General features: G+C 31.2%; 16 protein-coding genes, 5 tRNA genes and 2 pseudogenes. 3 read left to right on the forward strand and 20 right to left on the reverse strand.

Annotated features, from left to right (window positions below; all coding sequences use genetic code 11):
• Positions 1-40: 40 nt before the first annotated feature.
• The 12 genes and pseudogenes from rpoC to Q0X98_RS05520 form a co-directional block, all read right to left on the reverse strand.
• Positions 41-4,213 (reverse strand): DNA-directed RNA polymerase subunit beta', encoded by a 4,173-nt coding sequence (rpoC, locus tag Q0X98_RS05465; RefSeq protein ID WP_297681965.1) that lies wholly within the window; start codon positions 4,211-4,213, stop codon positions 41-43.
• Between the two features lie 2 nt (positions 4,214-4,215).
• Positions 4,216-8,301 (reverse strand): DNA-directed RNA polymerase subunit beta, encoded by a 4,086-nt coding sequence (rpoB, locus tag Q0X98_RS05470; protein ID WP_297681966.1) that lies wholly within the window; start codon positions 8,299-8,301, stop codon positions 4,216-4,218.
• A 56-nt stretch (positions 8,302-8,357) separates the two neighbouring features.
• Entirely contained in the window at positions 8,358-8,723 is a 366-nt protein-coding gene (rplL, locus tag Q0X98_RS05475; RefSeq protein WP_297681967.1) for a 50S ribosomal protein L7/L12, read from the reverse strand.
• 3 nt (positions 8,724-8,726) lie between these two features.
• Positions 8,727-9,248: a 50S ribosomal protein L10 gene (gene rplJ, locus Q0X98_RS05480; RefSeq protein ID WP_297681968.1), complete on the reverse strand. Its 522-nt coding sequence runs from the start codon at positions 9,246-9,248 to the stop codon at positions 8,727-8,729.
• A 2-nt stretch (positions 9,249-9,250) separates the two neighbouring features.
• On the reverse strand, positions 9,251-9,940 hold the full coding sequence (gene rplA, locus Q0X98_RS05485; protein ID WP_297681969.1) for a 50S ribosomal protein L1: 690 nt from the start codon (positions 9,938-9,940) through the stop codon (positions 9,251-9,253).
• Positions 9,940-10,366, reverse strand: a pseudogene (gene rplK, locus Q0X98_RS05490) (50S ribosomal protein L11). The gene rplA and the pseudogene rplK overlap by 1 nt, the downstream one beginning before the upstream one ends.
• Positions 10,366-10,836, reverse strand: coding sequence for a transcription termination/antitermination protein NusG (nusG, locus tag Q0X98_RS05495; RefSeq protein WP_320415284.1), 471 nt, complete (start codon positions 10,834-10,836; stop codon positions 10,366-10,368). Before nusG ends, rplK begins: the two are co-directional and overlap by 1 nt.
• A 71-nt stretch (positions 10,837-10,907) precedes the next feature.
• Positions 10,908-11,087 carry a preprotein translocase subunit SecE gene (secE, locus tag Q0X98_RS05500; protein WP_297681970.1) on the reverse strand — a complete coding sequence of 60 codons (180 nt, stop codon included), beginning with the start codon at positions 11,085-11,087 and terminating at the stop codon, positions 10,908-10,910.
• Between the two features lie 17 nt (positions 11,088-11,104).
• Positions 11,105-11,180 (reverse strand) — tRNA-Trp (locus Q0X98_RS05505).
• A gap of 10 nt (positions 11,181-11,190) precedes the next feature.
• Positions 11,191-12,381 carry an elongation factor Tu gene (gene tuf, locus Q0X98_RS05510; RefSeq protein WP_297681971.1) on the reverse strand — a complete coding sequence of 397 codons (1,191 nt, stop codon included), beginning with the start codon at positions 12,379-12,381 and terminating at the stop codon, positions 11,191-11,193.
• 45 nt (positions 12,382-12,426) lie between these two features.
• A tRNA-Gly gene (locus Q0X98_RS05515) sits at positions 12,427-12,500 on the reverse strand.
• Positions 12,501-12,545: 45 nt separating this feature from the next.
• A tRNA-Tyr gene (locus Q0X98_RS05520) sits at positions 12,546-12,631 on the reverse strand.
• A gap of 129 nt (positions 12,632-12,760) precedes the next feature.
• On the opposite strand from Q0X98_RS05520, the gene Q0X98_RS05525 reads away from it, so the two are divergent.
• The 3 genes and pseudogenes from Q0X98_RS05525 (at position 12,761) to Q0X98_RS05535 (ending at position 13,613) form a co-directional block, all read left to right on the forward strand.
• Entirely contained in the window at positions 12,761-13,072 is a 312-nt protein-coding gene (locus tag Q0X98_RS05525) for an RNA methyltransferase substrate-binding domain-containing protein (protein ID WP_297681972.1), read from the forward strand.
• Positions 13,073-13,123: 51 nt separating this feature from the next.
• A pseudogene (locus Q0X98_RS05530) lies at positions 13,124-13,504 on the forward strand (RNA methyltransferase); the annotation flags it as partial.
• Between the two features lie 33 nt (positions 13,505-13,537).
• Positions 13,538-13,613, forward strand: a tRNA-Thr gene (locus tag Q0X98_RS05535).
• 102 nt (positions 13,614-13,715) lie between these two features.
• Here Q0X98_RS05535 and Q0X98_RS05540 read toward each other — a convergent pair.
• The 8 genes from Q0X98_RS05540 to Q0X98_RS05575 form a co-directional block, all read right to left on the reverse strand.
• Positions 13,716-14,120 (reverse strand): hypothetical protein, encoded by a 405-nt coding sequence (locus tag Q0X98_RS05540; RefSeq protein ID WP_297681973.1) that lies wholly within the window; start codon positions 14,118-14,120, stop codon positions 13,716-13,718.
• 252 nt (positions 14,121-14,372) lie between these two features.
• The gene (locus Q0X98_RS05545) at positions 14,373-15,143 is read right to left on the reverse strand and encodes an NAD kinase (RefSeq protein ID WP_297681974.1); all 771 of its coding nucleotides are present in this window, start codon (positions 15,141-15,143) and stop codon (positions 14,373-14,375) included.
• 4 nt (positions 15,144-15,147) lie between these two features.
• Positions 15,148-15,233, reverse strand: a tRNA-Leu gene (locus Q0X98_RS05550).
• A gap of 85 nt (positions 15,234-15,318) precedes the next feature.
• Positions 15,319-15,957: a lytic transglycosylase gene (locus Q0X98_RS05555; RefSeq protein ID WP_297681975.1), complete on the reverse strand. Its 639-nt coding sequence runs from the start codon at positions 15,955-15,957 to the stop codon at positions 15,319-15,321.
• 100 nt (positions 15,958-16,057) lie between these two features.
• Positions 16,058-16,264: a hypothetical protein gene (locus tag Q0X98_RS05560; protein WP_297681976.1), complete on the reverse strand. Its 207-nt coding sequence runs from the start codon at positions 16,262-16,264 to the stop codon at positions 16,058-16,060.
• Between the two features lie 139 nt (positions 16,265-16,403).
• Complete coding sequence (locus Q0X98_RS05565) at positions 16,404-16,805, reverse strand: gamma-glutamylcyclotransferase family protein (RefSeq protein WP_297681977.1); 402 nt, start codon at positions 16,803-16,805, stop codon at positions 16,404-16,406.
• Positions 16,806-17,273 (reverse strand): hypothetical protein, encoded by a 468-nt coding sequence (locus Q0X98_RS05570; protein WP_297681978.1) that lies wholly within the window; start codon positions 17,271-17,273, stop codon positions 16,806-16,808. It lies immediately after the preceding gene.
• Positions 17,248-17,556, reverse strand: coding sequence for a molybdopterin-binding protein (locus Q0X98_RS05575; protein ID WP_297681979.1), 309 nt, complete (start codon positions 17,554-17,556; stop codon positions 17,248-17,250). The genes Q0X98_RS05570 and Q0X98_RS05575 overlap by 26 nt, the downstream gene beginning before the upstream one ends.
• Positions 17,557-17,574 lie beyond the last annotated feature (18 nt).

Here is a 17,574-nt window from a genome sequence, read left to right on the forward strand (position 1 = left end):
GACTTTGTCAAACTAAAACTTCGAGTATTAAGTGATATTTTTACTGATTTGCAGGTGTTTCTGGAGCTTCAGATGGTTCTATTTTATCTTGCTCGGCAATAAAATTATTATCATCCTCAAGTGCTTTTTTGTTCCAGTTATTTTTGATATGACCTGTTCCAGCAGGAACCAATCTTCCAACGATAACATTCTCTTTTAAGCCATTTAATGGATCAACCTTACCTTTAATAGCTGCATCTGTTAACACTCTTGTTGTTTCTTGGAAAGAAGCAGCTGAAATAAACGACTCAGTTTGTAATGAAGCTTTTGTAATACCCATTAATACACGTTCACCAACAGCAGGTGTTTTGCCATCTGCTACTAGTTTTTCATTTGTATTATCAAATTTTATTCTATCAATAACTTCCCCTGGTAAATAACTAGAATCACCAGTAACTTTTACTTCAACTTTTTTAAGCATTTGTCTTAAAATTGTTTCAATGTGTTTGTCATTAATAATTACACCTTGCAATCTGTAAACTTCTTGAACTTGGTTTACAAAATACTCTGTTAATTCTTTAATTCCTAACACTCTTAAAATATCATGAGGTAAAGGTTGTCCATCAAGTAGGTATTCCCCTTTCTGGATTTTTTCACCTGGGTTGAAATTAATGTGTTTACCTTTCGGTATTAAATAATTTGAAGGCTCAGCACCATCTTCTGGCACAATAGATACTCTTTGTTTTCCTCTAACCTCTTTACCAAATACAACTTGTCCATCATTTTCTGCAATTATCGCACTATCTTTTGCTTTTCTTGCCTCAAATAATTCAGCTACTCTTGGTAGACCACCAGTAATATCTTTTGTCTTAGTTGTTTCTTTAGGAAGTCTTGCTATTACGTCTCCTGCAAAAACTTTTTGACCATCTTTAATTGAAAGAATTGAATCTGGTACAAGATAATATCTTGCTTCATTATCGTCAGCTTTTTTAATAACATTTCCTTTTTCATCTCTTAAAGTAATTCTAGGTTTTAAATCAGTACTTTTTGATTGAGCTCTCCAATCAATAACTGATTTAGAAGATATACCAGTTGCATCATCTGTGGTTTCTTGAATTGAAACACCATCAATTAAATCAACAAAACTCGCTGTACCACTTTTTTCAGCTATTACAGGAGTTGTGTATGGATCCCATTCACAAATTTTTGTATTAGCTTTAATTTTATCACCATTATTAAAAAATAATTTTGATCCATATGCAACTTTATATACAGCTATTTGAACACCATTATCATCTTCTATAGATAACTGAGTATTTCTACCCATAACTATTAGATTTTTCTTAGAGTCTTCTAGTATATTAGAATTTAAAATTTTAAGTGTTCCCTCGTTTTTGCTAACAATTTGAGAATCTTGTTTTACAGATGCTGTTCCACCAACGTGGAATGTTCGCATCGTTAACTGAGTACCAGGTTCACCGATTGATTGAGCAGAAATCATACCTATTGCTTCACCAACGTGCACCATTTTACCTCTAGATAGATCTCTTCCATAACAAGTCGCACATACACCTTGTTTTGAACTACAAGTCATCACTGAGTATACTTTGAGAGATTTTACACCGGCTGCATCAATTAAATCACATCCTGCTTCATCAATCATTGTAGATTTTTTAATTACTACTTCACCTGTAAGTGGGTTTTTTACTTCTGCAGCTGTTACTCTTCCTAAAGCTCTTTCAGATAAGCTAACTACTACATTTCCACCTTCTAAAATTTCAGAAAGCTCTATAAAACCTGGATCATCACAATTAACCTTTGTAATTGTCAAATCTTGAGCAACATCACAAAGTCTTCTTGTTAAATATCCTGAACTTGCTGTTTTAAGTGCTGTATCAGCAAGACCTTTTCTGGCACCGTGAGTTGAATTAAAGTATTCCAGCGCAGTTAAACCTTCCTTAAAGTTTGAAATAATTGGACTTTCAATAATTTCACCTGAAGGTTTTGCAATTAGACCTCTCATACCTGCAAGTTGCTTCATTTGAGCTGCAGATCCTCTAGCTCCACTATCAGCCATCATATAAACTGAATTAATTTTTAATCCATCAGGTGTTTTTTCTGTAGCTGAAATTCCTTTCATCATTTCACCAGCAACTTTGTCAGTGCATTTAGACCAAGCGTCTACTACTTTGTTGTATTTTTCACCTCTTGTGATTAATCCTTCAGAATATTGAGTTTCATAATCAGCAATTAAACTTTTTGTATCTTCAATTAATTGAGTTTTACTCTCCGGAATTACAAGGTCATCTTTCCCAAAAGAAATTCCTGCTTTAAATGCATGTTTAAAACCTAAATCTTTTAGTTTGTCGCAAAATATAACAGTTGTTTTTTGCCCGCAAAATCTAAATACAACATCAATAATTTCAGATACCGTTTTCTTAGGTAACAATCTATCTACTAAAGAAAATTTAATATTATTATTTTTAGGAAGTAAATTTGCTAATAAAAATCTTCCAGCTGTTGAAGTATATTTTTCAAGTTTTTTGTTTCCACTTTCATCAACAGTTTCAATTCTTGATATAATAGTGCTATGAACTTTAATTTGATCAGAGGCTAATGCAAATTCTATAGCATCAACATCAACAAAATACCCTGAAGGTTTATCCGTCATAGGTTCTTGAGAAAGGTAATATATACCTAAAATCATATCCTGACTTGGTACAATAATTGGTTTACCATTTGATGGAGACAAAATGTTGTTTGTAGAAAGCATTAATATTCTAGCTTCTAACTGAGCTTCTAAACTTAAGGGAACGTGTACTGCCATTTGATCACCATCAAAGTCAGCATTAAATGCAGCACAAGTTAAAGGATGTAGTTCGATTGCATCACCTTCTATAAGTTTAGGCTCAAATGCTTGTACACCTAATCTATGAAGTGTTGGCGCTCTATTTAAAATAACTGGGTGTTCTCTAACAATTAATTCTAACGCATCCCAAACAGCATTTGTTTCTTTTTCAACTAATTTTTTAGCTTGCTTGATTGTCGAAGCTAATCCAAGTTTATTTAATCTTGCATATAAAAATGGTTTAAATAATTCAAGTGCCATTTTTTTTGGCAGACCACATTCATGAAGTTTTAAATCTGGACCAACAACAATTACTGATCTTCCAGAGTAATCCACTCTTTTACCAAGTAAGTTTTGTCTAAATCTACCTTGTTTACCTTTAAGCATTTCTGCCAAAGATTTAAGTGGTCTCTTTCCAGTTCCAGTTATCACCCTTCCTCTTCGACCATTATCAAATAATGCATCCACTGACTCTTGAAGCATTCTTTTTTCGTTTCTAACAATAATGTCCGGAGCCTTAAGATCCATTAACCTTTTTAATCTGTTATTTCTATTAATAACTCTTCTATAAAGGTCATTTAAGTCTGATGTAGCAAATCTACCACCATCTAAAGGTACCAACGGTCTTAACTCAGGTGGTATTACTGGTACCACTGTTAATATCATCCACTCAGGTTTTTGTCCTGTTTCTATAAATGACTCGACTAATTTTAACCTTTTGATTGCTCTCTCTTCATTAACTTTAGATTTTGTTTCTTTAATAAAATTAATAAGTTTTTTTCTTTCTAATTCTAAATCTAGATTTTTAAGCATTTGTAGTACAGCTTCAGCACCTATCCCTGCCTCAAATGACTCTTCACCAAACTCATCTTGATATTTGGCTAATTCTTCTTCATTAAGAAGTTGATTTTTTTGCAATCCAGTTAAACCTGGTTCAATTACTATAAAGTTTTCAAAATAAAGAACTCTTTCAATTTCTTTAAGTTTCATGTCAACTGCAAGGGCAATTCTGCTTGGTAAAGATTTTAAAAACCAAATATGAGCAACTGGTGTTGCAAGATTAATATGGCCCATTCGTTCTCTTCGAACATTCGATTTAGTTACTTCAACACCACATTTTTCACAGATAATACCTCTAAATTTCATACGTTTGTATTTTCCGCACAAACATTCGTAATCTTTAATTGGCCCAAAAATTCTAGCACAAAATAATCCATCTTTTTCTGGTCTAAAAGTTCTGTAATTTATTGTTTCTGGTTTTTTAATTTCTCCAAAAGTCCATGACTTAATTTTTTCAGGACTAGCTAAAGTTATCTTGATGCTATTAAAATTTTGAGCTTCAGAAATTTCGGTGTTTTTAAATAGATCAGTTAATTCTTTTTTCATATTTAATTTAGCTCCACGTTTAATGCCAATGATTTAATTTCTTTAACTAAAACGTTAAATGATTCTGGTATTCCTGACTCAAAGTTTTCTTCGCCTTTAACAATAGTTTCATAAACTTTAACCCTACCTGCTACATCGTCTGATTTAACAGTTAAAATTTCTTGCAGTGTATATGATGCACCATATGCTTCTAATGCCCACACTTCCATTTCACCAAATCTTTGACCACCAAGTTGAGCTTTACCACCCAAAGGTTGTTGGGTAACTAAACTATAAGGACCAGTAGATCTTGCGTGTATTTTATCCTCAACAAGATGATGAAGTTTAAGCATATAAATAATGCCTACAGTTACAGGTCTATCAAATTTTTCACCCGTTCTTCCATCCCACAAAAATGTTTGTCCTGACCCTGGTAATTTAGCAAGCTCAAGCATCTCAGTAACATTTTTTTCTTTAGCACCGTCAAATACTGGTGTTGAAATAGCTATACCATCTTGTAATGTTTCAACTAAATCTTTGAATTCAGGTTTGCTTAGTTTTTCAACTTTATCATCGAAAATTTCTTCACCATAAACAGATTTTAAAAATTTTGAAATTTTTTCAGTTTTTTCAATTTTTTTATTATTTTCATTAACTAATCTTTTAACCTCTTCACCAAATTCTTTACATGCCCAACCTAAGTGAGTTTCAAGTATTTGTCCTACATTCATACGACTTGGAACACCAAGTGGGTTTAACACTATATCAACAGGTCTACCGTCTTCTCTATAAGGCATATCTTCAACAGGAACAATTTTACTAACAACACCTTTGTTTCCATGTCTTCCAGACATCTTATCACCTGGTCTTAATCTTCTTTTGATTGCAACAAAAACTTTAACCATCTTCATTACACTTGGTAATAAATCATCACCACTTCTAATTTTTAAAACTTTATCTTCAAATCTCTCAGTAATATCTTGTTTAGCTTTATTATACTGGTCTTTAAGTTGAGCTAATGTTGCTTCATCGTTTACGTTACCTACTGTAATTTTAAACACGTCGTTAATTGATAGATTATCAATTGTTTCAAAGTCTAACTTCGTTCCTTCTGCTAAATCTTTAACTTTTTTGGTTAAAGAAGATCCTGATAAAAATTGAGATGCTCTTTGTTTAATACTTCTCTCTAAAATCTCTTCTTCAACAATTTTGTCTTGTTGCACTTCTTCAATTTCAGCTCTTTCAATTGTGATAGATCTTTCATCTTTTTCTATACCATGTCTATTGAATACTCTTACATCAACAACAGTTCCACTGCTACCTCTTGACATTCTTAACGATGTGTCAGTCACATCAATAGCTTTTTCACCAAAAATTGATCTTAATAATTTTTCTTCTGGTCCAGAAGCAGAGTCACCTTTGGGTGTAACTTTTCCAACTAAAATATCACCCGCATTAACTTCCGCCCCAATATAAACGACACCTGACTCATCTAGATTTTTTAATGCTTCTTCATTAACATTTGGAATATCTCTTGTTATATCTTCTTCACCTAATTTTGTATCTCTTGCCATAATCTCATATTCGACAATATGAACAGATGTAAATACATCGTCAGTTACACATCTTTCAGAAATCAAAATCGAGTCTTCAAAATTGTAACCTTGCCAAGGCATGAATGCCACGGTTACGTTTTTACCTAATGCTAGCTCACCTAATTTAGTAGAAGGTCCATCAGCTATAATATCTCCAGATCTAACTTTATCACCAACTCTTACTAATGGTTTTTGGTTGATGCATGTGTTTTGATTTGATCTTTTAAATTTTTGTAAATTATAAATATCAACACCTGATTTAGAAAAATCAGTTTCTTCTGTTGCTTTAATTACAATTCTTTTACCATCAATTTTATCTACAGTACCATCACGTTTGGCAACAATAGTAACACCAGAATCTAAAGCAACGTCACTTTCAATACCTGTTCCAACTAATGGAGACTCGGGTTTTAATAGTGGAACTGCTTGTCTCATCATGTTTGATCCCATTAGTGCTCTGTTAGCATCGTCATTTTCCAAGAATGGTATTAATGATGCCGCAACTGACACTAATTGCTTAGGTGATACATCAATATAATCAATAGTATCTGGCTTAGCTAAAAGGAAATTTAAGTTTTGTCTGCAAGAAACTAGTTCTTCTGTTATTTTTCCATTTTTATCTAATTTAGTATTTGCTTGAGCAATGGTAAATTTAGTTTCTTCCATTGCAGATAAATATTCAACATTGTTTTGAACAACACCGTCTTTAACTTTTTTGTATGGGCTTTCAATAAAACCATACTTATTAATTTTTGCATAAGTTGATAAACTATTTATTAAACCAATATTTGGCCCTTCAGGAGTTTCGATTGGACAAATTCTTCCATAATGTGTTGGGTGAACATCACGAACTTCAAAACCAGCTCTTTCTCTTGTTAAGCCACCAGGTCCTAATGCAGAAACTCTTCTTTTATGAGTAATTTCAGACAATGGATTAGTTTGATCCATAAATTGTGAAAGTTGAGAACTTGCAAAAAAATCTTTTAAAGAAACTGTTAATGGTTTTGCATTAATTAAATCTTGTGGCATTGCTGACTCAACATCTAAAGTTGTCATTTTTTCTTTAATAGCTCTTTCCATTCTGTAGACACCAATACGAGCTTGATTTTCAACTAATTCTCCAACGGAACGAACTCTTCTATTACCTAAATGGTCAATGTCATCAACTTCATCTTTACCATCTCTTAAATCTAACATTTTATGGACAATAGCTATAATGTCATCATTTCTTAAAATTGTAATTTTATCTGAACACTCTTGCTCTAATCTTGAATTCATTTTTACTCGACCAACATCAGAAAGGTCATATCTGTCAGAGCTAAAAAATAGATTGTTGAAAATTTGAGTAGCTATTTCAATCGTTGGTGGCTCACCAGGTCTAAGCATTTTGTAGATTTCTGTGATAGCCTCATCTTTTGAATTATTTTTATCATTTAGAATGGTTGTTAATAAGTAAGGGCCTTTGTTAATAGAGTTCGTTACAGAAATTTGTAACGAATGTATATTGGCATCTAATACCTGTTGGATTACAGCGTCATTAAGCTCTGTTCCTATTGAAAAAGTACCTTCTTCTTCATCATTAACTTTTACATCTCTATGTAAAAATTTCCCAAATAATGAGTCTCTTGTTACTAAGATATCTTTCAAACCATCATTTGCTAACTTTTTAGCATTTAAAAAATTTATCTTATCACCTAATTTAATTACAACTTCACCAGTTTTAGCATCAGTAACTTCTTCTGAGAAATTTTTTGCTTTATAATTTTCTGGGTTAAATTTAGTTTTCCATTTTTCAGTTTTGGCATCAAAAGTATATTGTTCACTATCATAAAATTCATCAGCAATTTCAGCTTTAGTAAATCCTAATGCCATCAATAATGTTGATGAGAAAATTTTTTTCTTTCTATCTATCTTAAAATATAAAAAATCTTTAACATCATACTCAAAATCCAACCAAGAACCTCTGTTTGGGATTACTCTTGCATTAAATAATAGTTTTCCACTTGCGTGAGTTTTTCCTTTATCATGATCGAAAAATACACCTGGACTTCTGTGCATTTGATTAACCACCACCCTTTGAACACCATTGGTAATAAAAGTACCACTGTTTGTCATCATAGGCACTTCGCCCATATAAACTTCTTGTTCTTTTGCAGATAAAATATCTTTAGTATTATTTTCTTGATCTATTTCATAAACAACTAATCTTAAAGTGCATTTAAGAGCAGAAGAATAAGTTAAACCTCTAGTAATACACTCTTCAACATCAAATTTTGGTTTGTCTAGTCTGTAAGAAACATACTCTAATGTTGCCTTATCATTTAAATCTTCAATTGGAAAAATACTTTTAAAAACTCTATCAAAACCTTTGGTCAACTCTGCTTCAGAATAAAATTCTGTTAGTTCTTTATAAGAATTTTTTTGTACTTCAATTAGATTTGGAATAGATAAACTCTCTTTTAGTTTACCAAAACTTTTTCTTATATTTTTCTTTTCAGTAAAAGATAATTGCATTTATATTTAATAATACTGATTAAAAATAATCAGTATTTGAATTCTTTCTTATTAATTTATTTAAGTTCTACTTTAGCGCCTGCAGCTTCTAACTTAGCTTTGATCTCTTCTGCATCTTTTTTATTAACACCAGATTTAACTTCTTTTGGTGCACCCTCTACAAGATCTTTAGCTTCTTTTAAACCCAATGAAGTTGCTGCTCTAACTTCTTTAATAACATTAATTTTTTTCTCACCTGCTGATACAAGCATGATTGTAAAATCATCTTTATCTTCTGCTGGTGCTGCACCGCCTGCTGCTGCTGGAGCTGCTGCTGCCATTGGAGTTACACCCCATTTTTCTTCTAATTGTTTTGATAGTTCGGCTGCCTCTGCAACAGTCAAACTTGAAAGGTCTTCAATAATTTTATTTAGGTCAGGCATAATTTACTCTTTGGGTTGTGTTTCAGAATTTTCTGCCGACAAACTACTCATTTTTTCTGAGTATGCAAGCAAAATACTCACTAATTTTGATGCTGGAGCATTTAAAATACCAACAATATTTGCTCTCGCTTCGTCTAAAGTTGGTAAACTAGCTACATTTTGGACACCAGCCTGATCTAAGACCTCGTTATCCATTATACCGCCAATTAATTTTAAATTTTCGTTATCTTTTGCAAATTTTGAAAGAATCCTTGCTGACATTATGGCATCTTCACCAAATGCAACTGCTGTTGGGCCTGTAAATAAATCTGACAAATCTTTACATTTAGTTTTTTCCAAAGCTAATTTAGTTATTCTGTTTTTTGTTATTTTAAAAATTATTCCATGTTCTCTCATTTTAGCTCTTAACTCATCTAATTGAGTCATTGTTAAACCTTGGTAATGAGTAACCATTACAGCTTTACTATTCTCAAACTGAGTGGTCATTTCTGAAATATAATTCTTTTTTTGTTCTTTCGTTAACATGATTATATCGACTTCCCTAATTTAACTTTATATGAAACACCCATTGATGAAGTTACAAAAGTATTTTTAATTAAATCACCTTTTAGAGTATTGTTAGATTTTTCTTTCTCTAAAGCATCTAATATTGCATGAAAGTTTTTTAATAATTGATCATCATGAAATGATTTTTTTCCAATGCTTACACCTATGTTGCCATCTTTATCATTTCTAATTTCAACTTGACCAGATTTAGCATTAGTTACAGCTTCTTTAATATTTTCAGATACAGAACCAAGTTTTGGATTTGGCATTAATCCTTTTGGACCTAACACTTTACCTAATTTAGAAAGTTTAATCATCATACCAGGTGTACAAATTAATTTTTCAAAATTTAATTCACCACCTTTAATTTTTTCAACAAATTCATCACTACCAACAATATCTGCTCCTGCATCTTTAGCTTCTTGAGCTTTGCTATCTTCACAAACTACTGCAACTTTTACATTTTTTCCAGTTCCACCTGGTAAGTTAACTACAGTTCTAATATTAACTTCACTTTTCTTTTGTTTGTTATTTATTTGAAAACTTAAATCTAATGACTCATCAAATTTAGTAGTGCAATTTTTTTTAACTTCTGGTAATAATTTTTCAATTAACTCAGCATTTAAATCTTTTGTTTTTTCAGGTAATTTTTTATATCTTTTTGATGGCATTATTCTTTTACCTCTATACCCATTGATCTAGCTGAGCCTGCTATAATTTTTACTGCTTCCTCTAAATCATGAGCGTTTAAGATCTTTCATTTTTTGGTTAGCAATATCTTCTAGTTGTTTTTTTGAAATTGATGCAACAATATTTCTTCCTGGTTCTTTAGATCCACCTTTAAGTTTAACTGCCTCTTTAATAAAGAAAGATGCTGGTGGAGATTTAATTTTAAAATCAAATTTTTTATCTTTATAAACTGTAATTTCTACTGGAACAGGTTTTCCAGCCATTGATTTAGTTTTATCATTAAAAGCTTTACAAAACTCCATGATGTTTACACCACGTTGACCTAAAGCAGGTCCAACAGGAGGTGCAGGATTTGCTTGACCACCTTTAATTTGTAACTTTATAAATCCACTAATTTCTTTTGCCATTAACTTACTTTCTCAACTTGGTTATATTCTAAATCTACTGGTGTTGGACGTCCAAATATAGAAACTGAGACCTTAAGTCTAGACTTTTCTTCATCTATATCTTCTACCATTCCACTGAATGATGCAAAAGGACCATCAACAACCTGAACTTTTTCACCAATGCTGTACTCTATACCAGATTTTGGCTGTGCCACACCATCTTTTATTTGTCCTAATATTTTTTCAATTTCTTTATCAGAAACTGGAACTGGAATTCCTTTAGAACCTAAAAAACCACTTACTCTCTTTAAATTTTTAATCATATGATAAATATCATTATCCATTTCACATTTCACAAGCACATAACCTGGAAAATATTTCTTTTTTCTCTGAATTCTTTTTCCTCTTTTAACTTCTGTTACATCATGAGTTGGAACTATAATTTCCTCAAATTTATCAGATATCTTAGCTTTTTCAGCTTCTTCTTTTATTAAACCAGAACTTTGTTCTCAAAGTTTGAGTGTGATTGAACTATGAACCAATTTTTCATTAAATACTCACCTTAAGTAGTAGTTCTAGAAAAAACTTTAAAACTTGATCTAAAAGTAAGAAAAAATAATGACATTACAACCGCCATTGCAAAAACCATTAAAGCTCCTTGTAAAGTCTCTTTCCATGTAGGCCATGAAACTTTAAAAGCTTCTTGTTTTACTTCCTGAATAAATTTCATTGGGTTTTTCATAATTTTTAAGCTCTAATTGGCAGGAGCGGAGGGACTCGAACCCTCAGCCTCCGGTTTTGGAGACCGGCGCTCTACCAATTGAGCTACACTCCTATTTATAGAGTTACTCTATAATTTTAGTTACTACTCCTGCTCCAACAGTTCTTCCACCTTCTCTAATAGCAAAGTTTAATTGTTCTGACATTGCAATCGGTGTGATTAACTTAACAGTAAATTTAGCATCATCACCTGGCATAACCATTTCTGTACCTGCTGGTAATTCAACTTCACCTGTTACGTCTGTTGTTCTAAAATAAAACTGAGGTCTGTATTTAGTAAAGAAAGGAGTGTGTCTTCCACCTTCATCTTTTTTAAGTACATACGCTTGAGCTTCAAATTTAGTATGTGGAGTAATTGATCCAGGCTTACAAAGAACTTGACCTCTTTCAATGTCAGTTCTTTCAATACCTCTCAATAAAATTCCAACGTTATCACCAGCTTCACCTGAGTCTAAAAGTTTTCTAAACATTTCAACACCAGTACAAACTGATTTTTTAGTTTCTTTAATTCCAACGATTTCAACTTCTTCACCAGTTTTAATTACACCTGATTCAATTCTACCAGTTGCAACTGTTCCTCTTCCTGAAATTGAAAATACATCCTCAACAGGCATCAAGAAAGGTTTGTCAACATCTCTAGCTGGTTGTGGAATATGTTCGTCAACAGCTTTCATTAATTCTAAAATTGAATTTTTTCCAATTTCTTCATCTCTTTTTTCTACTGCTGCTAATGCTGAACCTTTAACAATTGGAGTTGTCTCTCCAGGGTATTTGTAAGAAGTTAAAAGTTCTCTAATTTCTTCTTCTACAAGTTCGATCATATCTTTATCATCAACTTGGTCTACTTTATTTAAGTAAACAACAATTGCTGGAATTCCAACTTGTCTTCCTAAAAGAATATGCTCTCTTGTTTGTGGCATAGGACCATCAGCAGCGTTAACTACTAAGATAGCTCCATCCATTTGCGCAGCACCAGTGATCATGTTTTTCACATAGTCGGCGTGACCTGGACAATCTACGTGAGCGTAATGTCTTTTTTCAGTTTCATATTCAACGTGAGCTGTTGAAATTGTAATCCCTCTTTCTTTTTCTTCAGGGGCTTTATCAATTTGATCATAAGCTACCGCTGTTCCACCACCTGCTTCTGCTAACGTAATTGTGATAGCTGCAGTAAGAGTTGTTTTACCATGGTCGACATGACCAATAGTCCCAATGTTACAGTGGGGTTTATTTCTTACAAATTTTTCTTTTGACATTACTTTTTTTCCTCAGTTTTTGTTTTCATTAATAATTTTTTTTCTTGGAGCGGGTAAAGGGAATCGAACCCTTACATCCAGCTTGGAAGGCTAGCGTTCTACCATTGAACTACACCCGCACAACCCCAAGAGTAACACTCCATGTTACTTAAAATTTTATTGAATGGTGGAGGGGGAAAGATTCGAACTTTCGAAGACCGAAGTCAACGGGTTTACAGCCCGCCCCATTTGACCGCTCTGGAACCCCTCCTTTTGGGGAAGTGTCCCCTGTTCAATAAAGCTTCAAACAACATGCGTTTTATATATTTTATTTATTCAAATGCAACACGTGATTTAATAGATAAATATCCAAAAAAACGTGTAAAACTCATTAAAATTTATGAATAAATCATCTTTTTTTATCGCTGGCCAACATGCTGTTATCGAAGCTCTTAGAAATCCAGATCGAAAGGTTTTAAGGGTATTTTTAACCGAAGATGCTAAGAAAAATATTCACAGAAAAAACCCTAGAAAAAATGTTTTAGAGGACGTTAAAGTTTATTTTAAATCTAAAAAAGAATTAGACAAATATACATCTAAAGAACAATTAATGCATGGGGGTTATGTTGCAGAAATTGAACATTTAGATCAACCTGATTTAAAAGAATATATTAAAGAAAAAAAGAATTGTACTTTTGTTTGTCTTGGATGAAGTAACAGATCCAAGAAATATTGGTTCATTAATTAGAAGTGCTCATCATTTAAAATTGATGGATTAATTATTAAAGAAAGACATTTTCCAAAAGATAGTAAGCTTATGTACAAATCAGCAAGTGGCTGTATGGAGCATTTAAATATTTTTCAAGTATCTAATATAAATTCAACACTTAAAAATTTAAGAGAAAGAAATTTTTGGGTTTATGGTTTTGATGCTAGAGGAGATAAAGATTTTACAGAAGTTAAATGGGAAGGAAAAAATGTTCTTCTATTTGGATCTGAAGGTTTTGGCATGAGAGAGCATACAGGTAAATATGCAGATTTCTTTGTTAAAATAGATATGAATAAAGATATAGAAAGTTTAAATATATCAAATAGTGCAGCAATAGTTTTTCATCACTTAAGTTATTTAAAAAAAAAGAGTTGATTATTTAACAAATAATTAATAGTTATTGCGCATGCCCTTGTAGCTCAGTTGGTAGAGCAATTGATTTGTAATCAATAGGTCCGCGGTTCGAATCCGTGCGGGGGCACCATCACTTAATAAATTGACAGAGTTTTTGAAAAGTAAATTTGTGTTAAATTTTTTAAAATCTGTTGCTTTGATAATATGTCAAAGAATATTTATATTATTAAATTTATTGTGCTGCTTTTTTCATTGGGTAAAAAATATTTTGCTGTGGATACTGACATCCAGCACCAGTAGTTCTGTCAACAGCAAGCCCAATTATTCCACCAAATACAAGATTGCCCCAAGCCATATTTTTGGCTTTATCTTGAACCGTTCCAGCAGCAGGGTTAGCAGGAACATATCCTTCTTTAGCGCACGAGATAGATAACTGATCACAAGCATTTCTTACCATCACTGATCCAGGTGTATTTACATAATAACTTCCTTTTGAATTTGATAATGTACACATTGCACCTGTAACTTCTCCAGTAGTAACTGACATTGATTGATTTTTGGACTCTGTTATGGACGCGCAACCACCTAAGATTATGAAAATAAATAAAATTGATATTATGTTTATTAAATATTTCATATTAATTTTGATTCCTATCATAACTTAAAAGATGTGTCGATATTGAATATTTTAAGATTAATATCGATTAATTATATTTAAATTACAGCACCACTGCTTCTTTAATTTCTTACAGGATAAATTTTATTAATCTTAAATGATGGCTTGCTATCAAAAATAAAATTGTGATCAAATTTACTTGTTAGAGGCATGAACCTCATAGTCATTGCACGTCTTAAATTTAGTGATTTGTTCTTTTGTTGGCACTTTATGTTAAGTAGTTTCTCTTCTTAATTGTTCAATTTTAATTTTTTTTTGTAAACTTCTGCTTTTATCATAGAGAAGATTAAATTTAATCTTATTATTGGTCTTTACTATAATTGATTTAGCATTTCTAACTTCTAAATTATCTGCAACAGCACTAATTGGTCTTTTGGATGGATTTAAGTTTGTGATTACAATCTTTAATTTATCATTAACTATTTTACCCTTCCATCTTCTAGGTCTAAATGGACTTATTGGAGCAATTGATAATTTTTTAGAATTTAAACTAAGTATAGGTCCATGCACTGATAAATTGTAAGCTGTACTACCTGCGGGTGTTGATACAAGTACACCATCAGAAACAAGTTTTTTTATTATTTGTTTAGATCCATGTTTGATAGATAAAGAGGCAGCTTGTCTACTTTGTCTTAAAATAGATACTTCATTAATAGCTAATGATTTTCTAACTTGATTATTATTATTTTTTACAGTCATTTCTAGTGGTGAGATAGAAATCATATGTGCTTTGTCTAAATTTTTAATAATATTTTCAGTTGAAAATTTATTCATTAAGAAACCATAATTTCCTGAGTTAATTCCATAAAATTGTTTGTTTGAATTTTTATTTTTCTTCAAAGTTTGAAGCATAAAACCATCACCACCAATGACAATCACAAGGTTATTTTGTTTGAATTGATGACTTTTAATTTTATTAATTAATAGCTTTTTTATACTTAGGGATTTTTTATTTTTATCAGAAATTATCTGAAGCTTGCTCATTTAGTGGTGCCCTCGGCCAGACTCGAACTGGCACTCCGCAAGCGGCAAGGATTTTAAGTCCTTTGTGTCTACCAATTTCACCACGAGGGCATTAATGAATTTCATGAGTGTTTATGCTAATATTTATAAATGAACAAGAGGAATAAGTAAAATTTTTTTATTTTATCTTTAGGGTTTACGTCTTTTTTTCATTATCAGTTTTTATCTTTTTAACTTTTTCTTCTAAATTAGTTCTACAGTCATTTAGTTGACTCTTATACTTTGTAGCTTGTTTAGAAACTCTTTGAGCATAATTTTTAATTGCTTGTTTTTTTACACCCTTTTTATAACCACCCCATCCTTGATGGTAAGCTAAATACTGGTTGTAAACATCTTTTTGTGAAATCTTTAATATTGAATTGGATTTTGAGGTATACCAACCAATGAAATCAGTGCTGTCTTTAAAGCTATTTCTTATGGCAATTTTTTTTCCTGTTTCTTTTTTATACATTTTCCATGTTCCATCTAAAACTTGAGCATATCCAAATGCAGAGGATAATCTTTTATATGGCTTATTATTATTTAATAATGTTTTTCTTCCAGGTCGTGCAATAAAATTAAATCCTGACTCACCATGAATGATTGCCATTTGAACATGAACTGGGGTTCCCCACTTTTCTTCAGATTTTTTTGAGTGAAAATACCAGTGAGTTTTTTGACTAAAAATATCACACACATCATTAGGATTGACAGGTATTGAGCTATATTTTGGCATACCAGCACAAGAATTTAAAAAAAATAATAGTAAAATAAATTTAATTGAAATTTTATTCATTAGCTTTTTATTACAAAAGTTAATTTGGGAAAAAAAGATTTATAATTAAAAAAAACCCAATTTGATTATATAAATCAAAAACAAAATATATTTTTAGTGGCTAATATTTATGTTGAAATTCTAAATTACCTCTAGAATTAACTCTTTTTTTAACATGCTTGTAATAACTAACATCATTTATAAGCTTAATGATATCTATTCCTTTATCTTCGTATCTTCTTTTGATTGTATTTCTTGAAACCATTATAAAATTTAAATTTTCAACAAAATTTTCAGTCCATTCTTTTTCAATTTTATCATTAATCATTTTTTTTAAGAATGACCTGAAATCAGAACAGGATATCATTTTTAATTTTTCATTTAATAAAGGCATAATAATTGTTCAATATATTAATTTTCTAATTTTCATCAACTTTAAAAAAGTTAAGAAATAGGATGATTTAAGTTTATGATTTTAATGCTTTGATAAGGATTTTTTTATCTAATTTGCAATCTTGGTAGCCCCTTTTAACAATATTCAAATATCTTTCAGTTGGAAATTTAAAAGCTGTTTTTTTAACCATAGTGTAAGTCATTACTTTTTTACCATAATAATAAAAATAATGTTTCTTATACAATATTGGATAATCTTCATAAACATCAAGTTTTTTTTCATCACTTTTTGAAATTTCAAATAATCCCCCTGGAACAATTGAATTTTTTTTAGGCTCAATATCTGCTGCTCTATATTTGCTTCTAAAGGTTAGTTTAAAGTCTTTTAAATTTATTTTTTTTAAATAAATACTATCTTTGCATCTTCGCTTCATTTGAAAATGATGAAGGTTACTTCCATAAGCAAAATAAAGCATTTACCGATCCACTACTTCAATTTTTTTATCATTCACAAATTTTAAAATTTGAGAATTACAATTATCAATTTTAGATTGATCTTCAGATCTAATTACAATTGAAACACCTAACTTTCCTGCTTGAAAAAATGGATAGCTTCCAATTTCAACATCTTTGTTTTGATCTTGCACTTTTGTTAAAGAGTTTGCAATTTCACTTTCAACAGTTCTTAAGCTAATCGTTAAACTTAAAATAGGTTTTCCTCCAACAATACTATTAGTTAACCCGCCTAACATTGATTTTAATATTGATGGAACACCCGGTAAACAAAACACGTTTTCAACACTAAAACCAGGGGCACCACTAGTAGGGTTTAGAATTAAATTAGCATTTTCTGGCATCCAAACCATTTTTTGCCTACCCTCATTAAATTCACCTGGCTTATAATAGGCCTCTAATATTTTATAATGCCTCTTTATGTATTTCATATTTTAACCCAAATGCTTTTGAAACAGATTCAGCAGTAATATCATCGTGAGTAGGACCGATACCTCCTGTGGTAAAAACATAATCATAAGTTGTCTTTAATAAATTAAGTGTATCAATTATTGTCTTTTCAATATCAGGTATAACCCTAACCTCTCCCACTTTAACTCCAATAGAATTTAGCCAAGTTGCCAATGTTGAAGTATTAGTGTCTTGAGTTCTGCCTGATAAAATTTCATTACCAATAATTAATATTGCGGCATTAACTTTTGTGTTTTTAGTCATTTTAAATGTATAATTTAG

This window comes from uncultured Candidatus Pelagibacter sp., assembly GCF_943788075.1.
Classification (GTDB): domain Bacteria; phylum Pseudomonadota; class Alphaproteobacteria; order Pelagibacterales; family Pelagibacteraceae; genus Pelagibacter.

Coding starts and splice junctions, on each gene's coding strand:
- rpoC (WP_297681965.1), bottom strand. CDS start 4,213: ATGAAAAAAGAATTAACTGATCTATTTAAAAACACCGAAATTTCTGAA.
- rpoB (WP_297681966.1), bottom strand. CDS start 8,301: ATGCAATTATCTTTTACTGAAAAGAAAAATATAAGAAAAAGTTTTGGT.
- rplL (WP_297681967.1), bottom strand. CDS start 8,723: ATGCCTGACCTAAATAAAATTATTGAAGACCTTTCAAGTTTGACTGTT.
- rplJ (WP_297681968.1), bottom strand. CDS start 9,248: ATGTTAACGAAAGAACAAAAAAAGAATTATATTTCAGAAATGACCACT.
- rplA (WP_297681969.1), bottom strand. CDS start 9,940: ATGCCATCAAAAAGATATAAAAAATTACCTGAAAAAACAAAAGATTTA.
- secE (WP_297681970.1), bottom strand. CDS start 11,087: ATGAAAAACCCAATGAAATTTATTCAGGAAGTAAAACAAGAAGCTTTT.
- tuf (WP_297681971.1), bottom strand. CDS start 12,381: ATGTCAAAAGAAAAATTTGTAAGAAATAAACCCCACTGTAACATTGGG.
- Q0X98_RS05525 (WP_297681972.1), top strand. CDS start 12,761: ATGAATAAATCATCTTTTTTTATCGCTGGCCAACATGCTGTTATCGAA.
- Q0X98_RS05540 (WP_297681973.1), bottom strand. CDS start 14,120: ATGAAATATTTAATAAACATAATATCAATTTTATTTATTTTCATAATC.
- Q0X98_RS05545 (WP_297681974.1), bottom strand. CDS start 15,143: ATGAGCAAGCTTCAGATAATTTCTGATAAAAATAAAAAATCCCTAAGT.
- Q0X98_RS05555 (WP_297681975.1), bottom strand. CDS start 15,957: ATGAATAAAATTTCAATTAAATTTATTTTACTATTATTTTTTTTAAAT.
- Q0X98_RS05560 (WP_297681976.1), bottom strand. CDS start 16,264: ATGATTAATGATAAAATTGAAAAAGAATGGACTGAAAATTTTGTTGAA.
- Q0X98_RS05565 (WP_297681977.1), bottom strand. CDS start 16,805: ATGCTTTATTTTGCTTATGGAAGTAACCTTCATCATTTTCAAATGAAG.
- Q0X98_RS05570 (WP_297681978.1), bottom strand. CDS start 17,273: ATGAAATACATAAAGAGGCATTATAAAATATTAGAGGCCTATTATAAG.
- Q0X98_RS05575 (WP_297681979.1), bottom strand. CDS start 17,556: ATGACTAAAAACACAAAAGTTAATGCCGCAATATTAATTATTGGTAAT.